This window comes from Actinoplanes sp. CA-015351, from assembly GCF_050955685.1.
Lineage (GTDB): Bacteria > Actinomycetota > Actinomycetes > Mycobacteriales > Micromonosporaceae > Actinoplanes.
This window is the reverse complement of record NZ_CP192102.1, coordinates 4,973,756-4,994,706: the sequence shown is the minus strand read 5'-3', so window position 1 is coordinate 4,994,706 and position 20,951 is coordinate 4,973,756. Positions and strand designations below refer to the sequence as shown.

Below are 20,951 nucleotides of genomic sequence, written 5' to 3'. Positions count from 1 at the left end.
CCTGATCGGGTGAGTATCGGTAAAGGTGACATCGCGCCTGACTTCGCACTTCCCGACCAGGACGGTACGCCGCGGCGGCTGACCGAGCTCCTCGCGGACGGTCCCGTCGTGCTCTTCTTCTATCCCGGAGCGATGACCAAGGGCTGCACCGCGGAGGCCTGCCACTTCCGCGACCTGGGCGCGGAGTACCGCGCGGCCGGCGTGCAGCGGGTCGGCATCAGCAAGGACCCGGTCGAGAAGCAGAAGCAGTTCGCCGAGGCCTACACCTTCGACTACCCGCTGCTGTCCGACCCGGACTCGGCGACCATCACGGCGTACGGCGTCAAGCGCAAGCTGGCCCTCGGCCCGCTGAGCACCAAGCGGATGACGTTCGTGATCGGCACCGACCAGAAGATCCTCGACGTGATCCACAGCGAGCTGGACATGAACCAGCACGCGGCGGAGGCGCTGACCGTGGCGGTCGCCGCCAAGGCATAAGCGGCTGTACCGCAAGACGTCGATGGTCTTCACTGTGTGGCCGGGATCGCGTACACCGAAAGATTTTCTGTGTACGCACATCCCAGATGCCCTGTTCTGCAGTCGTTTGCCCTGACCGGCCGGTCTACCGCAGATGATCAAATTCTGCAAGGATGACCCTCCGCCAAAACTTGATTGACTCGGCAGGCAACGTTTTCGAGCCTTGTTCGCGTCTTGTCTCATGTATGGCCACGGATGGCGCGGACCGGGACCCCTCGATTGTGAGAGCAATGATTCGGCGACGTAAAGTGATCATCGGCGCGGTTGGCGTGGCCGCTGCGGCCACCGCGGCAGGCTGTTCCTCGTCCGGCAAGGCCAGTGGTGCCGGCGGCACCACCTGGGTCGAGCCGGTGGCGAACATCGAGCCACCGGTCGTGCCCGTGGCGTTCAGCGTGACGCCGGCGACCGGGGACAAGGACGTGTCCCCGCTGACGCCGATCGTCGTCACCGCCGCGAACGGCACGTTGCAGACGGTCACCGTCACCTCGGGCAAGACGAAGATCGAGGGCGAGATCCAGTCCGACGGCACCTGGAAGTCGACGGGTGAGCTCGCGTACGGCAAGAAGTACAAGGTGACCGCCACGGCCGCGGACAGCGCCGGAACGACGAGCACCGAGGACGCCACCTTCAGCACGCTGAAGCCGGCCGCCGTCGCGAAGGTGACCTTCCAGGCCAACGGGATGCTGGCTCTCAAGGACGGCAGCACGTACGGCGCCGGGCAGCCGGTGATCGTGGCGTTCAGCAAGGCCGTCAACAAGAAGGCCGCCGAGAAGGCCATCGAGATCACCACGTCGCCGAAGGTCGAGGGCAAGTTCTACTGGAAAGACGACCAGACCGTGCACTGGCGCCCGGCGAAATACTGGGCCGCCGGTTCGACGATCAAGGTCAGCGTCAACGCGTTCGGCGTGAAGCTCGGCAAGACGACGTACGGCGCGAAGAACACGTCGACCAGCTTCAAGATCGGCCGGCAGCTGATCGCGATCAGCGACAACCGGACGCACCTGACGAAGGTCTACATCGACGGCAAGCTGGTCCGCACGATGAAGAGCAGCCTCGGCAAGGGCGGCGGCACCACCGGCGCGAACGGCCAGAAGATCAGCTACTGGACGGCAGGCGGCCCGCACGTCGTGCTCGGCAAGAAGCGCAAGCACACGATGAGCTCGGCGAGTTACGGCGTCACCGACAAGGACGACCCGAACTACTACGTCTCCGAGAACATCGAGTTCTGCACCCGGATCAGCTACTCCGGCGAGTACCTGCACGCCGCTCCGTGGAACGGCTCGCTGGGCCGGGCGAACCTGTCGCACGGGTGCATCAACCTCAGCACCGCCGACGCCAAGTGGGTCTACAACAACTTCCGGGTCGGTGACATCGTCGACGTCAAGAACACCCCGCGCGAGCTGCCGATCTGGAACGGCCTCGGCGACTGGACGGTCTCCTTCGACAAATACGGCCGGGACGCCTGAAAACGCGACGCCTAGACCGTGCAGGCCGAGGCCGAGGCCGGCGCCTTCAGCGCCGACACCAGCCGCGTCGCCGAGGAGGTGTGCTTCGTGTACGCCTCCGGGAACGCCGACACCTGCACGGCCTGGGCGGCCTCGGTGAGCCTCATGTCCGGCCACCCGTCGACGGTGAGCAGTTTGTCGTAGAACTTCTGGGTCTGGTACGCCGGATCGCGAAGCTGTCCCGGCGTACCCCAGCCCTGGCTCGGCCGCTGCTGGAACAGTCCGATGGAGTCCCGGTCGCCGCCGCGCAGGTTGCGCAGCCGGGACTCCTGCAGAGCGGTGGCGACCGCGATCACGATGCCCTGCTCCGGAACCCCGCGCTGGTTGCCGATGGTGACGATGACCCGGGCGTTCGCGACCTGATCGTCGGACCACTTCTCCAGGGACACCGCAGATGCCGCGGGCGCCGGCACACAGGACGCGTCGGCGCGCAACAGCGGGCTGAGCAGAAAGCCGATCAGGGCGGCGACGGCAAGGACGAACAACGCGCGCACGACGAGAAGTACCTTTCATAGAGCGTCGATCAACGTCGATAAGTTGATCAGGGCCGGTCCACGATCAAGAAGGGGCCGAACGATCAAGAAAGATTGGCGGAACGATGTCGCGGCCGCGGCCCTGCTGATCGCTGCCGCGTTCGTCCCGGGCATCGCCGAGCTCGGTCTCGCGGTCGGTGAGCTGAACCTTCGCGGCGCCGATCGGTTCAGCCTCGCCCTGCTGCTGATCCAGGCCGCGGCCCTGGTCCTGCGCCGCAGATGGCCGGCTCTCTGCCTGGCGATCACCGGCGCCACGTTCATCGCCTACCAGATCGGCGGTTACCCGCCGACGGTGGCCGGGCTCGCGGTGCTTGTCGCGCTCTACAGCGTGGGTACGCACCAGCAGAGCCACCGGCGCACCGTGGCGATCGTCGCGACCCTCGCCTACGCCGCGCTCGCGCTGACCCTGCACGCGAACGGCTCCACCGAGCGGCTGATCGACTACCTCACCTTCTTCGCCGTGCTCGCGGCCTGCTGGGGCGCCGGATCCTGGGTGCGCGCCCGGCAGGCCGAGGAGGCCCGGAAACGCCGGGCGAGCGTCGGCGCCGCGATCACCGCCGAACGCGGCCGCATCGCCCGCGAGCTGCACGATGTCGTCACCCACCACGTGACCGCGATGGTGGTCCAGTCCGACACGGCCGGCCTGCTGATCGGCCCGCAACCGGAGCGCGCCGGCGAGTCGGTCGCCGCGGTCAGCAGGTCCGGCCGCGAGGCGCTCACCGAACTGCGGCGGCTGCTCGGCGTCCTGGAAGGGAGCGACCTCCCGCAGAAGGAGCAGGACACCCTCATCAGCCTGGTGGAGAGGATGCGCCGGGCCGGCCAGCCCATCGACTTCACCGAGGACTCCCCGGAGAACGCCCCGGCCGGCGGCCTCGGCCTCGCGATCCACCGCGTCGTCCAGGAGAGCCTCACCAACGCGGTGAAACACGCGCGCGGCCGCCCGACCAGGGTGTTCGTCCGGCACACCGAAGACGCCACCGAGATCGAGGTGGTCACCGAGGGGTCGCTGAACGGCGAGCACCGGCCCGGCCGCGGCCTCACCGGCCTGGGGGAGCGTGTCAAGATCTTCGGCGGAACGCTCCAGGCGGGCGGCACGCCATCCGGAGACTTCCGGGTACGCGCGTCGTTGCCGCACGACGAGACCCTCAAGGACACCGCATGATCCGCGTGCTGGTCTGCGACGACCAGGCCCTCATCCGAGCCGGCTTCGTGACCGTTTTCGGACTCCAGCCCGACATCGACGTGGTCGGCGAGGCCTCCGACGGTGAGGCGGCGGTCCGCGAGGCGCGACGGCTGCGACCGGACGTCGTCGTGATGGACATCCGGATGCCCCTGCTCGACGGCATCGAGGCCACTCGCCTGCTGGCCGGCCCGGACGCCGCCGAGCCGGTCAAAGTCCTGGTGGTGACCACGTTCAACCTGGACGGATACGTCTATCAGGCGCTCCGGGCCGGCGCCAGCGGCTTCCTGCTCAAGGACGCCCAGCCGGCCGAGCTGATCGAGGGAATCCGGACGGTCTCCCGCGGCGAGGCACTGCTGGCACCGGCCGTGACCCGCGGACTGGTCGGACGATTCGGTGACCGGGTGAAGCCACCGGCCCGCGACGAGCGCCTCGCCGAACTCACTCCGCGTGAACTCGAAGTCTTCCGCCTGATCGCCGAGGGCCTGTCCAATGCGGAGATCGCGACCAGGCTGGTGATCAGCCACGAGACGGTCAAGACCTACGTCTCCCGCATCCTCACCAAGCTCGCCCTGCGCGACCGGGTCCAGGCGGTGATCCTCGCCTACCAAACAGGAACAGTGGCCTGAACAGGCGCGATCTTCCGACCATCCCTCTTGCGAGCTACCCGGTTCGCCCTCCACAGGGCGATGATCTTCGATGCGGATCGCCCTACCGTCGTACCCATGAAGTCGTCGTTGTTTCTTCTTTTGATCTTTGTCGCTGTCGATGCGGTGGTGGTCACCGTCGTCAGCGCCGCCTCCGGCAGCGCGATCCTCTCGCTCACGCTGGGTGCCGCTGCCGCGATCCTCACCATCCTTCTGTACGCGTGGACAGCGCGCCGCATCGAGAAACGTGAACCCACCGATGTGCCCCGCGCGGGGTGGTTCCGGGCCACCGCTCGGGGAACGCTCGCCGGCGTCGGGCTGTTCGTCGCGACCGTGCTGCCCATCGCGGTGTTCGGCGGGTTCCGGATCGCCGGGTGGGGCTCGTTCGGCGGAATGCTGACCATTTTCGGTCTGATGATGGCGGTAGCGACGGTCGAGGAGGTGCTGTTCCGGGGCATCCTGTTCCGCCTCGTCGAACAGCGCACCGGCACCTGGATCGCCCTCGCCGTGTCGGCCACGCTGTTCGGTCTGCTGCACCTGGTCAACGACCCGTCGGCGATCGGCGGCGCCCTCGCGATCATCGCGGCCGGCTCGATGACGGCAGCGGCGTACGTCGCGACCCGCGCCCTGTGGCTGCCGATCGGCCTGCACCTCGGGTGGAACTTCGCCGAGGGCGGCATCTTCGGAGTCGAGGTGTCCGGTTCGGACAATGCCGCGACGGGGCTGCTACGGGGCGTGTTCGACGGACCGGCCCTGCTGACCGGCGGCGGCTTCGGGCCGGAGGCGAGCGTGTTCGCGGTGCTGGCCTGCCTGGTCACGACCTGGTACCTGCTGCGGGTGGCCCAGCGCAGGGGCAACATTCGCCCCCGCCGGCCCGCGCAGAACCCGGAGAATCAGGACGCGTAACGCTTCTCCGCGCGCTCCCGTGCCTTCGCGGCCTCGATCTCGCGGTCCTTCGGCGGCGCGCTGGTGACCAGGCCGGCAAGGAGATCGGCGGTGGCGGCCATGACGGCTGCCACCGCGGCGTCGAACACCTCCTGGTTGGCCTGCGACGGCTTGGTGGATCCGGCGATCTTCCGGACATATTGCAGCGCCGCCGCGTGGATCTCGTCAGGCGTCGCGGGCGGCTCGAAGTTGTGCAGCTGGTGGATGCTCCGGCACACGTGGTAGGCCTTTCGTCTCGGTGCGTGGTTCGTGGGCTGATCAGTAACCGCTGTCCATGTAATACTCAGCCCACTTCGGATCTCCGCAACACGGGGTGGGCATGCGATTGCGCATTGCGTTGCTGGCGAGCCTCGCGCTCGCGACCATCATGCAGCTTCTGCACCCGATCCTGCCCGATACGGCGGGATTCGCTGTCTCTGATGTGATCATCGCGCTGGCCAGTGGCTACGCCGCGGTCAACTACCGGGACCGGGCACGGGACACCAGCAACCCGCCGCGCATCCAGCTCGCCTTCGGGTTCGGCGCCGCGGCCTGCGCCGCCTGGTCCACCTCGAACACGCTGTTCCTCGTCAACGTCCTCGGCGCCGGCTGGGCCGGTGCTCCGGCGGTGGTGCTCTCCACGCTCGCCGCGATGCTCGTACCCATCGCCATGGTCCTTGCCGGGCCGCGTCTGCGCGGCATCGCCGCCGCCCGGCAGCTGATCGACGTGGCCGCGGTCTCCGGCGCCTTCTTCGCGCTGGTCCGTGAGTTCATGCCGGTGGGCGAGGCGCAGCAGGTCGCCGGGGCCGAGGACGCCTTCTCCGGGTACGCCCTGACGATCGTCGTGGTGCTCGGATTCGGCGCGGCCGTCGCGCTGGTGACCCTTGCCGCCTCGGAACCCGGCAGGCAGGTCAGCGCCCAGCAGCTGCTCGCGTTCGCCGCGCTGGTCCAGGCGATCACCCTGCTGGCCTCGACACGCAACACCGTCGCCGGGGAACCGTGGTGGGCCAACGGCGTGGGCTTCGGTTACGTGCTCGCTGCTCTGGTGATGGCGTCCTCCAGCAAACTCGCGGTCTCCCGGCCCGGCACCGACGGGGTGGAACAGCTGATCTTCAGTCCGTGGGCGCTGCTGCCGTACATCCCGGTCGCCACCGCGGTCGGAGTCGCCGCCGGCCGCCAGCTGACCGACGGTGAACTCAGCCCGACCCTGGTCTGGCTGCTGCTGAGCAGCTTCTCCCTGGTCCTGCTGCGCCAGTTCCTGACCCTGGTCACGGTCGGCCGGCTCACCGTCGCCCTGGAACGCCAGCGGGAGGCGCTCGCGTACCAGGCCCATCACGATCCGCTCACCGGTCTGCTGAACCGGTCGGCCTTCGACACCCGCGCCGCCGCCCGGCTCACCGCGGGATATCTGGAAGCCTGTGCCATCGTCATCGACCTGGACGGCTTCAAGCCGGTCAACGACACGCTCGGGCACGCGGCCGGCGACGACGTGCTGGTCTCCGTCGCCAACCGGCTCAAGGCCGAGCTGCGCGGCGCCGACCTGATCTGCCGGGCCGGCGGCGACGAGTTCGCGATCCTGCTGATCGACGCCGGTCCCCGCGCCGCCGTGCTCGCCGACCGGCTGCTGCGCCGGATCGCCCAGCCGATGATGGTCCAGGGCCACCACGTGAAAGTCGGCGGCAGCGTCGGCGTGGCGGTGACCCGGCGTGGCGAGCGCGTCGGCATCAGCGCGCTGCTGCGCAACGCCGACTCCGCGATGTACGCCGCGAAGGCCGCCGGCAAGGGCACCGTCCGCCGCCACGAGAACGGCGAGTGGCCGGCGCCTATACCTCGGTGATGCTGATCGGCTTGGCGGTCAGAACGTCACACTGCACGTACGCGAGGTCGATCGTCACGTCGGTGAACCAGAGGACCGGCAGGGTCAGCGGGGGCGGCTGCTCCGGGGTGAACGTCACCGGGATCAGCCCGAACAGCTTCCCGGTGAACCTGGGGGAGTAGAACTCCACGTTCCCGTCGGTGGTCAGCTCACCGCTCTTGATCAGCGTGGTGGCGCCGTTCGGCTCGGCGATCTCCAGGCTGAACGGCTTGTTCACCGCCTTGTCCATGCTGAAGAACAGCGAGTTGATCGGCCCGTTCGCGGTCGGGACGTCGACGACGCCCTGATAGGTCGAGTTGTACATGGTCAGCGACTTGGTCTTGAGAATGCCGGGCTTGATCCCGGCGCGCGGGATCCCGCCGGAGTCGGCGACCAGGCCCTCCTGCCGGGCGCCCAGGCAGGCGATCTCCTCGGGTTTCGTGCTCGGCTTGCTCGCTTCCGTGGTGACGGGCGGTTTCGTGCGGGCCGGCGGTGCGGGCGTTGTCGTCGCCGCGGCCGGCCTGCTCGGCTCCGGCCTGCTCGGCTCCGGCCTGCTCGGCTCCGGCCTGCTCGGCTCCGGCGATGCGCTCGGCTCCGGAGAGGGCGCGGCGTCCGGGTTGAAGATGTCGTTCAGGCCGTCGTTGATGTCCTCGATGACGTCGCCGATCCCGTCCAGGATCGGGATCCCGGTGTCCTCGTCCTGTCCGGCCTCCTCTTTCCCGGCCGTTTCGCTCGCGCCGGCCGAAGGCGCCGGCTTGGAGGTGGGCGCCGTGCCGGCGCCCGGGCTATTCGACGGTTTCGCCGTGGCCAGGGTGCGTGACGGGGACGGGGTGGCGGTCCGGGACGGCATGCCCTCGGGGCACTGCGGAGCCGCGCCGGCCGGCCGGGTGCCACCGGCGGCCACCGCGGCCACGACCGAGGTGGCGAGCAGCAGCGGCGCGATCACGATCGTCAGCTTGCGGTGCATCGGCCGGTGTCCCGGGTCGCGCTCCTCGATGCCCGGCACGATCGACGGGCCGCTGACCACCGGGATCTCGGCGGTCGGCGGCCCGCTGTCCGGCACCGGGACGCCGGCGCTCGGTGTGCCGGAGTCATCGCCCGAGTCATCGCCGGAGTCATCGCCCGAGTCAACGGCGGTCTCCGCGGGTGCGGGCACCGGGGGCGGGCTCCACGCGATCACGAGCGCGCCGCCGACGATGCCGAGGATCATCCCGGCGAACCAGCCGCCGAGGTTCAGCCCGATGAACGAGTAGAGCGCGGTCAGCGTGCCGATCACGCCGTAGAACAGCCGCTGCGCCGGGCTGAACCAGACCAGCACGCCACTGACCAGCATCAGCACGGGAATGAGGTAGGACAGGAAACCTTGCGGGCCGATATGGATCTCGATGTTGTCGAGCGCCATGTTCGCGCTCAGGAACATCTCCAGCCCCGACAGGATCAGGAACAGCCCACCCCAGAACGGCCGGCCGCGCCGCCACTCACGAAACCGGATCCAGAAGCTCTCCGCCGCCACACGTTCCTCCGAGCTCTAGCCAACGGCACAGGGGGAGGGCTCGCGGAGCGTGCTCCGCGAGCCCGGAACTGAAGAAGATCAATCCTCGTAGTAGCACTCGTGCTCGCCACCGACGTGGAGCTTGAGGCTCATGCCGTTGAGCGTGAAGGTCGAGGCCGACGTGTAGTACGCCTGCTGGCGCAGGTTGACGATGGTGACGGTCTTGGCCTGCTGGCCGAAACCGCCGGGTGCGCCCTTCGCCTCGTCCTGTGCCCGGTCCAGAGTTCCGGCGTCCAGGCCGATCTGCATCTCGGTGAACGTGGCGTCGCCACCCAGCGACGACATGCCGATGAGCAGATCGTTCGCCTTGACCGGGTGATCGGGGTCGGTGCCGGCCTCGATCCGCAGGGTGATCGGGCCGACGGCCACGGATTGGCAGAGATCGTTCAGCGTGGCGCGCTCGATGCCCGACATCGCGGCCGGGATCTTCCCGTCCTTGGTCTCGAGCTCACCGCTGTACTGGGTGAAACCGGTACCCACCAGCTTGCTGGCGGACAGTTTGAACTGTTCGCCGGCGATGGTGAAGTTCGCGGCGAGAGCGCCCTCGGCGAGGGCGAGGACCAGGCCACCGGCGACGACCGTCGGCACACCCACCGCGACGGCGAACCGGCGCCAGTTGGTACGCCCGTACGCCGGTGCGCTTTGCGCATCCTTCACGGAACCTCCTTGTGACGGCTGCGGCCTCGTGAGGGACAACGATTCACAGCGAATGCTGTCGATGCCGGGGCCGTAATGTGCCGGAAATGTTGCCGCTGCGGCTCGCCGACTACAAGGGCCCGGGCTACCAGTCAGTAACCCAGATCCCTTTGATCAACATGACACTCGGTGATGCCCGCCACCGCCCTGTCCGATATTTCCGACAAAACATCCGGGTGTGCCAAGTTACCCGTTACCCCGGGTACGCAAGGTCTCGATTATCACGAGTCCATAACGAAGCTGTACGCTTGCTGAGCGTGTTCGACGTGCCGCTCGACTTAGGTCGGGGCACCCTCCTGCCGATCTGATGGACATGGAAGCCCGCGCGGAGCGCCGCCAATGAGCGTGCAGCGACGCCTCAACCTGGGCTTTGCCGCCCTGTTTCTGCTCTTCGCGGCGTTTCTCGTGGTCCAGCTCGTGGTCGGCGGCCGGGTTCGGTCCGACCATGACGAGGCTGCCGCCCGGATCGTCGCGGCCCGCTTCGCCAACGACCGGGTGCTGCAGCAGATGACTAACGCCGAGACCGGCGTGCGCGGGTTCCAGCTCACCGGCGATCGTTCCTTCCTGGAACCGTACGAAACGGGCCGCGGCGCCGCGATCGCCGCGCTCGACGAGGTGGCCGAGGGCACCCGCGACCTCGAGGTACGCCAGATCCTCGGCCGGGAGAGCGCCGTGGTCCACGCGTGGCTGGAGGAGTACGCCGCCCCGATCGTCACCGGCGCTGACGGATCCGATCGTGACGGAGCCGGCGCTGACGGGGCCGATCTCGGCGGAGCCGGCGCTGCGGGCGCGGCCGGCGACCTCGCCCGGGGCAAGCAGATGTTCGACGAGTTGCGCCTGGTCAACGAAGCCGCGGGGCAGGCCATCGACGCCGAGCTGCGCGCTGAGGACCACCACCGGTCGAGCGCGCTGCGAGCCGTCGAGATCGGCACAGCGCTGCTGCTCCTGGCGTTCCTGGCCGTGGCGTACGCGGTGGCGCGCACCGGGCGGCGTCAGCTGCTCGTGCCGCTCGGCCTGCTCGGCGGCACGATCCGCCGGCTCGCGCAGGGTGACCGGTCGGCGCGGGCACAGGCGGCCGGAGCCGAGGAGTTGCGCAGCGTCGTGGACGCCCTCAACGACCTGGCCGCGCAGACCGAGGACCTCCTCGCCGCGGAGAAGGCCCGGGCCGCGCGTGCCGGTCTGCGCCAGGCGGTCGCCGCCGAACTCCAGGATCTGCGGGCGCCGGACGCGGCGGTGCACCGCATCGCCGAGCTGATCGGCACGGCGGTCGGCATCAGAGCCGGCTCGTTCGGGGCGGGCACCGGCACGGTGCACTGCGAGCTCGCCATCCCCGGTACCGGCTCGGTCGAGGTCAACTGGCCCGCCGGAACCGAGGAACTGCCCGACGACCTGATACACACCCTGCTGGCCGGCGGGCCTGGAAAACTCGTGATCTTCGACGACGGGGCTCTCGGGGTGACGATCGGTGGCGACGCGGACTGTGAGCCAGGATTCCTGCGCGTCCGGCGTACCGAAGGGCAGGCCTGGACCGACGCTGAGCGGAGGTTGCTCGCTGGGGTCTGCGGTGCGATCGAGCGGGCGTTGCGGCAGCTCACGCTGCAGTACCGGCAGGCGCGGCTGATCACCGAGCTGCGGATGCTGGACCACCGCAAGGACGTTTTCATCCAGACCGTCACGCACGAGTTGCGCACGCCGCTGACCAGCATTCTCGGGTACACCGAGATGCTCACCGAGGAGTCCGGCGAGCTGTCGCCGATGCAGAAGCGGTCGCTCAGCGCGATCATGCGCAACGCCCACCGGCTGCACGAGACGATTGCCGACCTGGTCCTTCTGGATCGTCCCGAGGCGGGCAGCGAGGTCTCCACCGAGCCGCTGGATCTCGGCGAGCTGGCGACGAACGTGCGTACCGAACTGGAGAATGCGGCCCGCGCGAAGGAACTCTCCGTGACGTTCGACGCGGACGAGTGCTGGGTGCTCGGCGACCGGATCCAGTTGCAGCGAGCGCTGCGCAAACTGATGGAGAACGCCATCAAGTTCACGCCGTCCGGTGGCAGCGTGCGCTGCGAGCTGAGCGCCGACGAGCGCAGCGTGTCGGTGGCGGTGACCGACACGGGAATCGGGATCCCGGCCGAGGACGTGCCGGGCTTGTTCACGCCGTTCCACCGGGCCGGGAACGCTGTCGACCAGGCGGTGCAGGGGCCGGGTCTGGGCCTGGCGATCGTCCGCGACATCGTCAGCGACCACGGCGGCACGATCACGGTGCAGTCGGTGGTGGGCCGGGGCAGCACCTTCACATTGATGCTGCCGGTGGTTCCGGCCCCGGTCCCGGAGTTCGTCCCGGTCGGCTGACAATGTTTCGGTTGGGTTAACTGGAGCAGGCTCGCGGATGGTCAAGATCGGAAACACACAGCTTGTAGCGTACGAACGTGGATCTGAACACCGTCACCGAAGTGATCAGTCCGGCCGGTCCCGGCGCCTGGCGTCCCGGCGACGCCTGGCTGGGCGGCGGCACCGCGTTGTTCGGCGAGCCACGACCGGACGTGCGGCGCCTGCTCGATCTGACCGCCGCCGGCTGGCCGGCGATCACCTTCCACGGCGACATCGAACACGGCGGCGGCGACATCGAGATCGCCGCCACCTGCACGGTCGCCGAGCTGAACGAGCGCCTCGGCAAGCACGCCATCGTCCGGCAGTGCTGCCACGCCTTCCTGGCCTCGTTCAAGATCTGGAACGTGGCGACCGTCGGCGGGAACCTCTGCGCCGCGCTGCCGGCCGGCCCGATGATCTCGCTGAGCGTCGCGCTCGGCGGCACCCTGCTGCTGATCGGCCCGGACGGGACCGAGCGCCGGGTGCCGGCCGCGGAGTTCGTGACGGGCGAGGGGACCACGGTGCTCCGCGACGGCGAGCTGCTCCGGTCCATCCACCTGCCGGCGGCGGCGTTGACCGCGCGTACCGCGTACCGTCGTGGGTCCTTGCACCGACATGGGCGTTCGGCGGCGCTGCTGATCGGCAGGGTTGATGCCGAAGGCATCGCACTCACCGTGACCGCCTCGACCCGCCGGCCCTATGTTCTTCGATTCCCGCCGGGGTCGGAAGATCTCGTCGCCGCCATTCCGGCCGGCGAATACGTGGATGACGTGCACGGCCGGCCGGTCTGGCGGCAGCACCTGACGCGCCATTACGCAGCGCAGATCCTTGCGGAGCTCTCATGATCGAAATTAACGGAACGTCACATGACCGCGCGCCGCGTCCCGGCCAGTGCCTGCGCACCTACCTGCGCGACGAAGGCTGCTTCGGGGTCAAGAAGGGCTGCGACGCCGGCGACTGCGGCGCCTGCACGGTCCACGTCGACGGCAAACCGGTGCACTCCTGTGTCTACCCGGCGTTCCGCGCCGAGGGCCGCAGCGTCACGACGATCGAGGGTCTCGGCACGCCGGATGCGTTGCATCCGATGCAGCAGAGCTTCCTGGACGCGCAGGGTTTCCAGTGCGGCTTCTGCACCGCGGGCATGATCATGACCGCTGCCGCGCTCTCCGCGGAACAGCGCGAGGATCTGCCACGCGCGCTCAAGGGAAACCTCTGCCGGTGTACGGGATATCGGTCGATCGAGGACGCGATCTGCGGCCGATCGATCGAGTCGTGCGCGGGCTCCACCAAGGCCGTCGGGTCCAGCCTCGGCGCCCCGGCCGGTCCGCAGGTGGTGACCGGCACCGCGCGCTACACGTTCGACCTGGACGTTCCCGGCGTGCTGCATCTGAAGGCGCTGCGGTCGCCGCACGCGCACGCCCGGATCGTCTCGGTCGACACCTCGGCCGCACTCGCGGTCCCCGGCGTCGAAGCCGTGCTCACCCACAAGGACTCGCCGGACCGGCTCTTCTCCACCGGCCAGCACGAGCGGGAGGCCGAGGACCCGTACGACACCCGGGTCCTCGACGAGGTGGTCCGGTTCATCGGGCAGCGGGTGGCCGCGGTCGTGGCCACCTCCGAAGCCGCGGCCGAGGAGGGCTGCCGGCAGCTGCGGGTCACCTACGAGGTGCTGCCCGCCGTGATCGACCCGGAGCTTGCCTCGGCTCCCGGCGCCCCGGTGATCCACCCCGACAAGGGCGTCGAGGAGGGCATCTGCCGGGCCGGGAACAACGTGATCGGCGAGCTGCACGCCGGCATCGGCGACGTCGAGGCCGGGTTCGCCGCCGCCGACGTCGTCTACGAGGAGACGTTCCGGACGGCCCGGGTGCAGCACGCCAGCTTGGAGACGCACGGCGCGGTCGGCTGGCTCGACGACGACGGCCGTCTGGTACTGCGCTCCAGCACGCAGACCCCGTTCCTCACCCGCCGGGCTCTCGCCCGGCTCTACGACCTTCCTGCCGATCGGGTACGCGTGATCGCCGGCCGCGTCGGCGGCGGCTTCGGCGGCAAGCAGGAGATGCTCGTCGAGGACCTCGTCGCCCTGGCCGTGTTACGCACCGGCCGGCCGGTGAAGTGGGAGTTCACCCGGTCCGAGCAGTTCTACGGCGCGACCACCCGGCACCCGTTCGTGGTGACCGTGAAAGCCGGCGCCACCGCCGACGGCACCCTGACCGCCCTGAAGCTGAACGTCCTGAACAACACCGGCGCGTACGGCAACCACGGCCCGTCGGTGATGTTCCACGGCTGTCACGAGACGGTCGCGGTCTACCAGTGCTCGAACATCCGCACCGACGCGGTCACGGTCTACACGAACACCGTGCCGGCCGGAGCCTTCCGCGGGTACGGGCTCGGGCAGGTCACGTTCGCGGTCGAGCAGGTCCTCGACGAGGTGGCCCGGCGGATCGGCATGGACCCGGTCACGTTCCGCGAGCTCAACGTGGTCCGTGACGGGGACGACCTGACCGCGCCCGGTGACCACGTGGAGGACCTGGGTATCGCGAGTTACGGCCTGGACCAGTGCCTGGACCACATCCGATCGGTTTCTTCCTCGGATGCTGGTTCTTCCGGCGCAGGTTCCTCCGGCGCCGGTGAGGCCGCTCCGGAGGGGTGGCTCGTCGGTGAGGGCATGGCGATCGCGATGATCGCGGCCGGGCCGCCCGGCGGGCACTTCGCCGACGCCACGATCAAGCCGCTCGGTGACGGGCGTTACGAGCTCTCCGTCGGCACCGCCGAGTTCGGCAACGGCAGCACCACGGTCTTCACCCAGATCGTCGCCGACGAGTTGTCGACCACCCCGGACAAGGTGGTGATCCGGCAGTCCGACACCGACGTGGTCGGCCACGACACCGGAGCCTTCGCCTCCACCGGCGTGGTGGTGGCCGGGCGGGCGGTGCTGCGGGCCGCGCGGGCCCTGCGTGCCGGCGCCCCGGTGGGCACCGGGCACTTCGACGGCACACCCCGGTCGGTGGCGTTCAACGCGCAGTGGTTCCGGGTCGCGGTCGACCCGGACACCGGTGACCTGCGGATCCTGCGCAGCGTGCACAGCGCCGACGCCGGAACCGTGATGAACCCGGCGCAGCTGCGCGGCCAGATCGAGGGCGGCGTGGCCCAGGCGATCGGCGCCACCCTCAGCGAGCACGTCGACATCTCGGCCGGCGGGGAGGTCACCACGACCGTGTTCCGGCAGTACCACCTGCCGGCGTTCGCCGACATCCCGCGTACCGAGGTGCACTTCGCCGACACCGTCGACGCGATCGGCCCGCTCGGCGCGAAGTCGATGAGCGAGAGCCCGTTCAACCCGGTCGCACCGGCCCTGGCCAACGCGATCCGGGACGCGATCGGCGTACGCATGACGGATCTGCCCTTCACCGCCGACAAGATCTGGCAGGCGATGCAGGGTTAGCGGTCCTGGTTCGGGCGGCCGCGGAACGTCCGGCGGTAATCGTGCGGGGTCGTGCCCACGCGCCGGACGAAGTGGTGGCGCAGCGTGTCCGCCGAACCGAACCCGGTACGCGCGGCGATCGCGGTGACGGGCTCGTCGGTGTTCTCCAGGTGCTGCTGCGCCAGCAGGACGCGCTGGCCGGTGAGCCACTGCAGGGGAGTGGACCCGGTCTCCTGCAGGAAGCGCCGGGCGAAGGTACGCGGTGACATGTGCGCCCGGCGGGCGATGCCGTCCACGGTCAGCTGCTGCTCCAGGTGGGACTCCATCCAGGCCAGCGTCGGTGCCAACCGGCCGGTCCGGTCCTTCGGGCTCGGCCGTTTGACGTACTGGGTCTGGCTGCCGTCGCGGTGCGGGGGTGTCACCATCCGCCGGGCGATGTCGTTCGCGACCGCGCTGCCCTGCAGCTTGCGGACCAGGTGCAGGCAGGTGTCGATGCCCGCGGCGGTCCCGGCGCCGGTGATCACCGGGTCCTCGTCGACGTAGAGGGTGTCCACCTCGACGCTGCTGCGCGGGTACCGGCGGGCCAGCTCCGCGGCGTAACGCCAGTGGGTGGTGCAGCGGCGGCCGTCCAGCAGCCCGGCCTCGCCGAGCACGAAGGCGCCGGAGCAGATGCTCAGCACCCGGGCGCCCCGGCCGACCGCGGCCCGCAACGCCTCGTACAGCTCCTCCGGCTGCCGTACGCCGGGGTCGGTCGCCGGCACACCGATCAGGTCGGCCGACTCCAGCCGCTGCAGTCCGTGCCTCGCCTGGACCGCGAACCCATGCCGGGTCGGCACGCTGGCACCGGTGGCGGAGACCAGCGCGAAGTCGTAACCGGGCAGACCCTCGTCGGTGCGGTCGATCCCGAAGAACTCGCAGAAGACACCGAGTTCGAACGCGTGCGCGCCGGGCAGCGCGAGAACGGCGACATCGCGGAGCACGGGACCTCCCGTCGGGCAGTGGCAGGAATTGCAGGATAGTCGGCATTCCTGCCACTGTGCGGACGGCCGTGTTCCGGTGAGGCTGGTCCCATGACGATCACCGCTGCTCAGACCCTGCGTGCTCTCGCTCTCGACGAGGAACTCAAGTGGCGGGTGCCCGCCGACCCGGTGCTCGGCCCGATCGCACGGCGGGTGGCCCGTCGCTTCGTAGCCGGTGACAGCCTCAAGGAGGCGCTGCCCCGGGTCGCCAGGATCCTCGCGGCCGGGCATCGCGCCAATGCCGAGTACATGGGGGAGAGCTGCCGCGACCCGCGGCGGGCCACCACCGAGACGGACGTGTTCGTCGACGCGGCCCACCAGCTCGCACCGGGATGTTCGGTGTCCCTCGACCTGTCACACATCGGCCTCGCCATCGACGAGGAACTCGCCTTCGGCAACGCCACCCGGATCGCCGAGGCCACCGCGGCGACCGGGCGGGAGATGATCATCTCGGCGGAGGGGTCCGAGCGCACCGACGCGATCCTGGCGGTGCACCGCCGGCTGTCCGAGCGTTTCGGTCACGTCGGGATCACCCTCCAGGCACGGCTGCACCGCACCGCCGCCGACCTGCCCGCGGTGCTCGGCCTGCCGGGCCGGATCCGCCTGGTGAAGGGCGCATTCCTGGAGCCGGAGACGCACGCGTGGGCCCGCGAGGACCCGGCGCTGACAGCCGCCTACCTGCGGTACGCCGAGACGCTCGCGAACACCGGGCACTCGTGCTCGTTCGCCACCCACGACTGGGACCTGATTCACCGCATCGACGCCCTGCTGGGCGCCGGCCACGCGGACGCGCCCTGGGAATTCGAAACCCTGCTGGGCCTCGGCCCGGACCGCCTCACCGCGATGGCCGGCCGCGGCCACCCCACCCGCGAGTACGTGGTGTTCGGCACCGAGTGGTGGCTCTACGTCTGCAACCGCCTGGCCGAGGACCCGCAACGCCTGCTCACCGCGGTCGTCGACGCGGCGGGCTAGCCGCTCCATGTTGCGCTTCACACCGGAAGGGCTAGATTGCGGGCAGGGGGATCGATAGATCTGGATGGTTCTCATGTTCGAACAGTTCAGGATCGTGACCGACCCGGTAGCCGGTTCGGTCGGCCTGTCCGCGATCTTCGCCTCGTTGTCGCTGCTCACGCTCTTCCTGCTGCTCGGCGTCCTGCGGATGCGGGCCTGGCTGGCCGGTCTGATCTCGCTCGCCGTCGCCCTGGTGGTGGCGATCGTCGTGTACTCGATGCCGGTCGGCCAGGCGCTGCTCTCGGCGAGCGAGGGCGCCGCGTTCGGGTTCTTCCCGATCCTGTGGATCGTCCTGAACGCCATCTGGGTCTACAACCTGACCGTGGTGAGCGGCCACTTCGACGTGCTGCGCCGGTCGATGGAACGCGTCAGCCCGGACATGCGGATCCAGGCGATCATCGTGGCGTTCTGTTTCGGCGCGCTGCTCGAAGCCCTGGCCGGGTTCGGCACGCCGGTGGCCGTCACTGTGGTCATGCTGATGGCGCTCGGCTTCCGGCCGCTGCACGCCGCCGCGGTCGCGCTGATCGCCAACACCGCCCCGGTCGCGTTCGGCGCGCTGGCCACCCCGATCGTCACCCTCGGCACGGTCACCTCCGGAGCGCTCGCCGACCCGCGCCTCACCACCGACACGCTCGGCGCGATGGTCGGCCGGCAGACCCCGATCCTCGCCGTGATCGTCCCGCTGGTCCTGGTGGCGGTCGTTGACGGCCGCCGTGGCGTCCGCCAGACCTGGCCGGCCGCGGTCGTCGCCGGTCTGGTCTTCGGGCTTGCCCAGTTCGTCGCGTCGAACTACATCTCGGTTCCGCTCACCGACATCGTCGCGTCGCTGGTGTCGGCCGCGGCGGTGGTCCTGCTCCTGCGCATCTGGCACCCCGCCGAGTCCCCGGACCTGCACGCCTCGCCTTCAGAATCCCAGCCGGCCGTCATCGGCCCCGATCCGTCGTCGCCGGCTTCTCCGGGGACCACCAAGCAGGCCGTGCGTCGTGACGCACCCGCTGAGGTCGCCCGCGCCTACGCTCCCTACCTGATCATCATCGCCATCTTCTCGATCGCGAACCTCGGCCCGATCAAGGAAGCCCTGGCCACCGAACCCTGGACGGTCGTCTTCGGATGGCCCGGCCTCGACATCATCGGTGCCGACGGCAAGCCTCTGGCCTCGACCAACTTCACCTTCGGCTGGCTTCCCGCCGCCGGCACTCTGATGATCCTCGCCGGGATCCTCACCGCGGTGGTCCTTCGCATCGGCCCGCTTGCGGCCCTTCGAGCGTACGCCCGAACGTACGCCGAACTCAGGCACGCCATCGTGACGGTGATGGCGGTCCTGGCGCTGGCGTACGTCCTGAACCAGTCCGGCCAGACCAACACCCTGGGTGAGCTGTTCGCGGCGGCCGGTGGGGTGTTCCTCTTCCTCTCGTCGATCCTCGGCTGGATCGGCGTGGCCGTGACCGGCTCGGACACCTCGTCGAACGCCCTGTTCGGCGCGCTGCAGGTGCAGACCGCCGCGAAAGCCGGCCTGGATCCGCTGCTGCTGGCCGCCGCCAACTCGTCCGGTGGGGTGCTCGGCAAGATGATCAGCCCGCAGAACCTGGCGATCGCCGCCTCGGCGGTGGGCATGGCCGGCAAGGAGGGCGACCTCTTCCGCCGGGTGGTCGGCTGGAGCCTGGTGCTGCTGCTGTTCATGTGTGTCCTGGTGACTCTGCAGGGCACGCCGGTGCTCGGCTGGATGGTTCCGTGAGCGCGTTTGCTCTTGATCGCGTTTGAGCTTGATGGTTCGCTGAGCTGTGCGTGCGGGCTGCCGATGGACAGGCGTGGAGGACGAGGTGCACGCGGCCGCGATCGAGGAGGCCTACGCGCTGATCGAGGCGGCCCAGGGCGAGATCGGCCTGGCCGAGATCGACGCGGCGGCGGTCCGGCTGGCCCGGCCGGCCTGGGGCGACGTCCGGTTGCTGCTGAGCTTCGCCCGCTCGCTGGCCGTGATGGAGGCCGGCGGCGACGACAGCGACCACATCCGCGCCATGATCGAGCAGGCCGCCGAACTGGACGAGCCGGCGCTGACCGCCCTGGCCCTGGCCGCGAGCGCCGGCCGCCTGGCCGCCTCGAAACACCCCCTGGACCTGGCCGGGTCCGCGGCGAGCCCGCTGGTCCGGGCGGTTGGCCTGCTGGACCACGCGGGCGGGCCGAAAGCCCACCGTGCGTCGGCGTTCATCGAGCTCGGCTGCGTCTCGCACACGCTCGGCCTGTGGGAACTGGCGATCGAGTATTACGACCAGGCCGACCAGGCCCTGGCGGAACCGCCCCCGCCGGCATTGCGGGGCCGTCCGGACCGGACGTCGCAGCGCCAGCGCATCGTGCTGGCGATCAACCGGATCGAGCTGGTGGCGGACTGGGCCTGCGCCCACGCGATGATCGGCGACTGGGACGCCGCAGCCGCCCGGGCAGTGACCGCATTCCCCGCCAGCGCGGGGCCTGGCGCCGTTGCTGTCGCGGAGCCGGGCGCCCTTGCCGTCGTGGGGCCGGGCTCCCTTGCTGTCGTGGGGCCGGGCGCCCTTGCTGTCGTGGAACCGGGCTCCCCTGCTGTCGCGGGGCCGGCGTCTGGGGAGGGCGCCGAGCTGCGCACCGACGAGTGGCCGCCGAGCTGGGCCGAGCAGTATCGCGGGCACCTTCACCTCCTCGCTGCCCTCGCCGGGATCGAGGCGCCGGCCGTGACCGGCCGGATCGGGGAGTTCACCCTCCTGCTGGCTGCGGTGATCCGGGGGACGGTGCGGGTCGACGACCCTGAGTCACTCGTACCCGAGAAAGTGACAGGTGTGCCGCCGCATGCCCGCATGCTCGCCATGCGCCTGGCCGCGGAGCGCGCCGGCGCTCCGGAGATCGCCCTGCGGTACGCCGACGAACAGGCGACGCTGCGCTGGAACGACCGCCTGCACCGGGTGGCGAACGTCCGCTCGGCGATCGCGGTGGAACGGCGCCGGCGCGAACATGACCAGCTACGGCTGGATCTGCTCACCGACGAACTGACCGGGCTGGCGAACAGACGGGGCTACCACGCGTACGTCGACGACCACGCCCGGGACGCGGGCGGCTACGCGGTGCTGATGGTCGACGTCGATCACTTCAAGGGCGTGAACGACGGCTTCGGCCACGACGTCGGCGACCTGGTGCTGGCCCGGATCGCGGCAATCCTCGGCGACCACGTCCGCCCGGGCGACCTGGCGGCCCGCCTCGGCGGCGACGAGTTCGTAGTGATCCTCGCCGACATGCCGGACGGCATCCCGATCCAGCGCGCCCAGCAGATCGTCGACGCGGTCCGCGCCTTCCCGTGGCGCGACCTGGCTGCCGGGCTGTCAGTATCGGTCAGCATCGGCGTCCACCACGGCGGCGGCGCGGAGCTGCCGGGCCTGCTCGCCGGAGCAGACCGCAACCTCTACCACGCCAAGAACCAAGGCCGAGGCCGAGCAGTAACCCACTGACCGCCCGGCCCCCAACAGACAGCCCGTCCGTTCGTCCGCCCGTTCGTCCGTCCGTCCGTCCGTTCGTCCGTTCGTTCGCCCGCTAGTTCGTTCGCCCGTCCGTTCGTTCGCCCGCTCGCCCGCCCCGCCGCTCAGCGGCTGCCGTCTTCGCGGCTCCGCTCTGCCGATCTTGTGCGCCCCGCGCCGCCCGCCGATCTTGTGAGTTTGTGCCGCGACGCCGGCCGAAAGATCACAAGATCGGCTGCCTCTCGTCGT

Annotated in this window: 17 protein-coding genes; 12 read left to right on the top strand and 5 right to left on the bottom strand. The window is 69.9% G+C overall.

Annotated features, from left to right (window positions below):
- Positions 1 to 9: 9 nt before the first annotated feature.
- On the top strand, positions 10 to 477 hold the full coding sequence (locus ACQP2E_RS23020) for a peroxiredoxin (protein WP_433825008.1): 468 nt from the start codon (positions 10 to 12) through the stop codon (positions 475 to 477).
- Positions 478 to 746: 269 nt separating this feature from the next.
- Entirely contained in the window at positions 747 to 1,982 is a 1,236-nt protein-coding gene (locus ACQP2E_RS23015) for an Ig-like domain-containing protein (protein ID WP_433825007.1), read from the top strand.
- Between the two features lie 11 nt (positions 1,983 to 1,993).
- On the opposite strand, the gene ACQP2E_RS23010 is transcribed toward ACQP2E_RS23015, so the two are convergent.
- Positions 1,994 to 2,515: a peptidase M23 gene (locus tag ACQP2E_RS23010; RefSeq protein WP_433825006.1), complete on the bottom strand. Its 522-nt coding sequence runs from the start codon at positions 2,513 to 2,515 to the stop codon at positions 1,994 to 1,996.
- Between the two features lie 43 nt (positions 2,516 to 2,558).
- Here ACQP2E_RS23010 and ACQP2E_RS23005 point away from each other — a divergent pair, with 43 nt between their 5' ends.
- The 3 genes from ACQP2E_RS23005 (at position 2,559) to ACQP2E_RS22995 (ending at position 5,287) form a co-directional block, all read left to right on the top strand.
- Positions 2,559 to 3,716 (top strand): sensor histidine kinase, encoded by a 1,158-nt coding sequence (locus tag ACQP2E_RS23005; protein ID WP_433825005.1) that lies wholly within the window; start codon positions 2,559 to 2,561, stop codon positions 3,714 to 3,716.
- Positions 3,713 to 4,363 carry a response regulator gene (locus tag ACQP2E_RS23000; protein WP_433825004.1) on the top strand — a complete coding sequence of 217 codons (651 nt, stop codon included), beginning with the start codon at positions 3,713 to 3,715 and terminating at the stop codon, positions 4,361 to 4,363. The genes ACQP2E_RS23005 and ACQP2E_RS23000 overlap by 4 nt, the downstream gene beginning before the upstream one ends.
- A gap of 96 nt (positions 4,364 to 4,459) precedes the next feature.
- Positions 4,460 to 5,287: a lysostaphin resistance A-like protein gene (locus tag ACQP2E_RS22995; RefSeq protein ID WP_433825003.1), complete on the top strand. Its 828-nt coding sequence runs from the start codon at positions 4,460 to 4,462 to the stop codon at positions 5,285 to 5,287.
- Here ACQP2E_RS22995 and ACQP2E_RS22990 read toward each other — a convergent pair.
- Positions 5,275 to 5,544, bottom strand: coding sequence for a DUF2277 domain-containing protein (locus ACQP2E_RS22990; protein ID WP_433825002.1), 270 nt, complete (start codon positions 5,542 to 5,544; stop codon positions 5,275 to 5,277). The two genes, ACQP2E_RS22995 and ACQP2E_RS22990, sit on opposite strands and share 13 nt — an antisense overlap.
- A gap of 101 nt (positions 5,545 to 5,645) precedes the next feature.
- On the opposite strand from ACQP2E_RS22990, the gene ACQP2E_RS22985 reads away from it, so the two are divergent.
- Positions 5,646 to 7,142 (top strand): diguanylate cyclase, encoded by a 1,497-nt coding sequence (locus ACQP2E_RS22985; RefSeq protein WP_433825001.1) that lies wholly within the window; start codon positions 5,646 to 5,648, stop codon positions 7,140 to 7,142.
- Here ACQP2E_RS22985 and ACQP2E_RS22980 read toward each other — a convergent pair.
- Together ACQP2E_RS22980 and ACQP2E_RS22975 are read right to left on the bottom strand one after the other, a co-directional pair.
- Positions 7,129 to 8,673 carry a DUF6114 domain-containing protein gene (locus ACQP2E_RS22980; RefSeq protein WP_433825000.1) on the bottom strand — a complete coding sequence of 515 codons (1,545 nt, stop codon included), beginning with the start codon at positions 8,671 to 8,673 and terminating at the stop codon, positions 7,129 to 7,131. The two genes, ACQP2E_RS22985 and ACQP2E_RS22980, sit on opposite strands and share 14 nt — an antisense overlap.
- 78 nt (positions 8,674 to 8,751) lie before the next feature.
- Positions 8,752 to 9,369 carry a DUF6230 family protein gene (locus ACQP2E_RS22975; protein WP_433824999.1) on the bottom strand — a complete coding sequence of 206 codons (618 nt, stop codon included), beginning with the start codon at positions 9,367 to 9,369 and terminating at the stop codon, positions 8,752 to 8,754.
- Between the two features lie 378 nt (positions 9,370 to 9,747).
- On the opposite strand from ACQP2E_RS22975, the gene ACQP2E_RS22970 reads away from it, so the two are divergent.
- The 3 genes from ACQP2E_RS22970 to ACQP2E_RS22960 all read left to right on the top strand — a co-directional run bounded on the left by ACQP2E_RS22970 (position 9,748) and on the right by ACQP2E_RS22960 (position 15,217).
- Positions 9,748 to 11,757 (top strand): ATP-binding protein, encoded by a 2,010-nt coding sequence (locus ACQP2E_RS22970; RefSeq protein ID WP_433824998.1) that lies wholly within the window; start codon positions 9,748 to 9,750, stop codon positions 11,755 to 11,757.
- Positions 11,758 to 11,834: 77 nt separating this feature from the next.
- Positions 11,835 to 12,620, top strand: coding sequence for an FAD binding domain-containing protein (locus ACQP2E_RS22965; RefSeq protein ID WP_433824997.1), 786 nt, complete (start codon positions 11,835 to 11,837; stop codon positions 12,618 to 12,620).
- Entirely contained in the window at positions 12,617 to 15,217 is a 2,601-nt protein-coding gene (locus tag ACQP2E_RS22960; RefSeq protein ID WP_433824996.1) for a molybdopterin-dependent oxidoreductase, read from the top strand. Before ACQP2E_RS22965 ends, ACQP2E_RS22960 begins: the two co-directional genes overlap by 4 nt.
- Here the strand turns inward: ACQP2E_RS22960 and ACQP2E_RS22955 are convergent.
- Complete coding sequence (locus ACQP2E_RS22955) at positions 15,214 to 16,176, bottom strand: GlxA family transcriptional regulator (RefSeq protein ID WP_433824995.1); 963 nt, start codon at positions 16,174 to 16,176, stop codon at positions 15,214 to 15,216. The two genes, ACQP2E_RS22960 and ACQP2E_RS22955, sit on opposite strands and share 4 nt — an antisense overlap.
- 90 nt (positions 16,177 to 16,266) lie before the next feature.
- On the opposite strand from ACQP2E_RS22955, the gene ACQP2E_RS22950 reads away from it, so the two are divergent.
- The 3 genes from ACQP2E_RS22950 to ACQP2E_RS22940 all read left to right on the top strand — a co-directional run bounded on the left by ACQP2E_RS22950 (position 16,267) and on the right by ACQP2E_RS22940 (position 20,696).
- A complete protein-coding gene (locus ACQP2E_RS22950; RefSeq protein ID WP_433824994.1) occupies positions 16,267 to 17,187 on the top strand; it encodes a proline dehydrogenase family protein in 921 nt (306 codons plus the stop codon).
- Positions 17,188 to 17,251: 64 nt separating this feature from the next.
- Entirely contained in the window at positions 17,252 to 18,961 is a 1,710-nt protein-coding gene (locus ACQP2E_RS22945) for an L-lactate permease (RefSeq protein ID WP_433824993.1), read from the top strand.
- 73 nt (positions 18,962 to 19,034) lie between these two features.
- Positions 19,035 to 20,696, top strand: a complete 1,662-nt coding sequence (locus ACQP2E_RS22940) for a diguanylate cyclase (RefSeq protein ID WP_433824992.1) — start codon at positions 19,035 to 19,037, stop codon at positions 20,694 to 20,696.
- Positions 20,697 to 20,951: the final 255 nt, after the last annotated feature.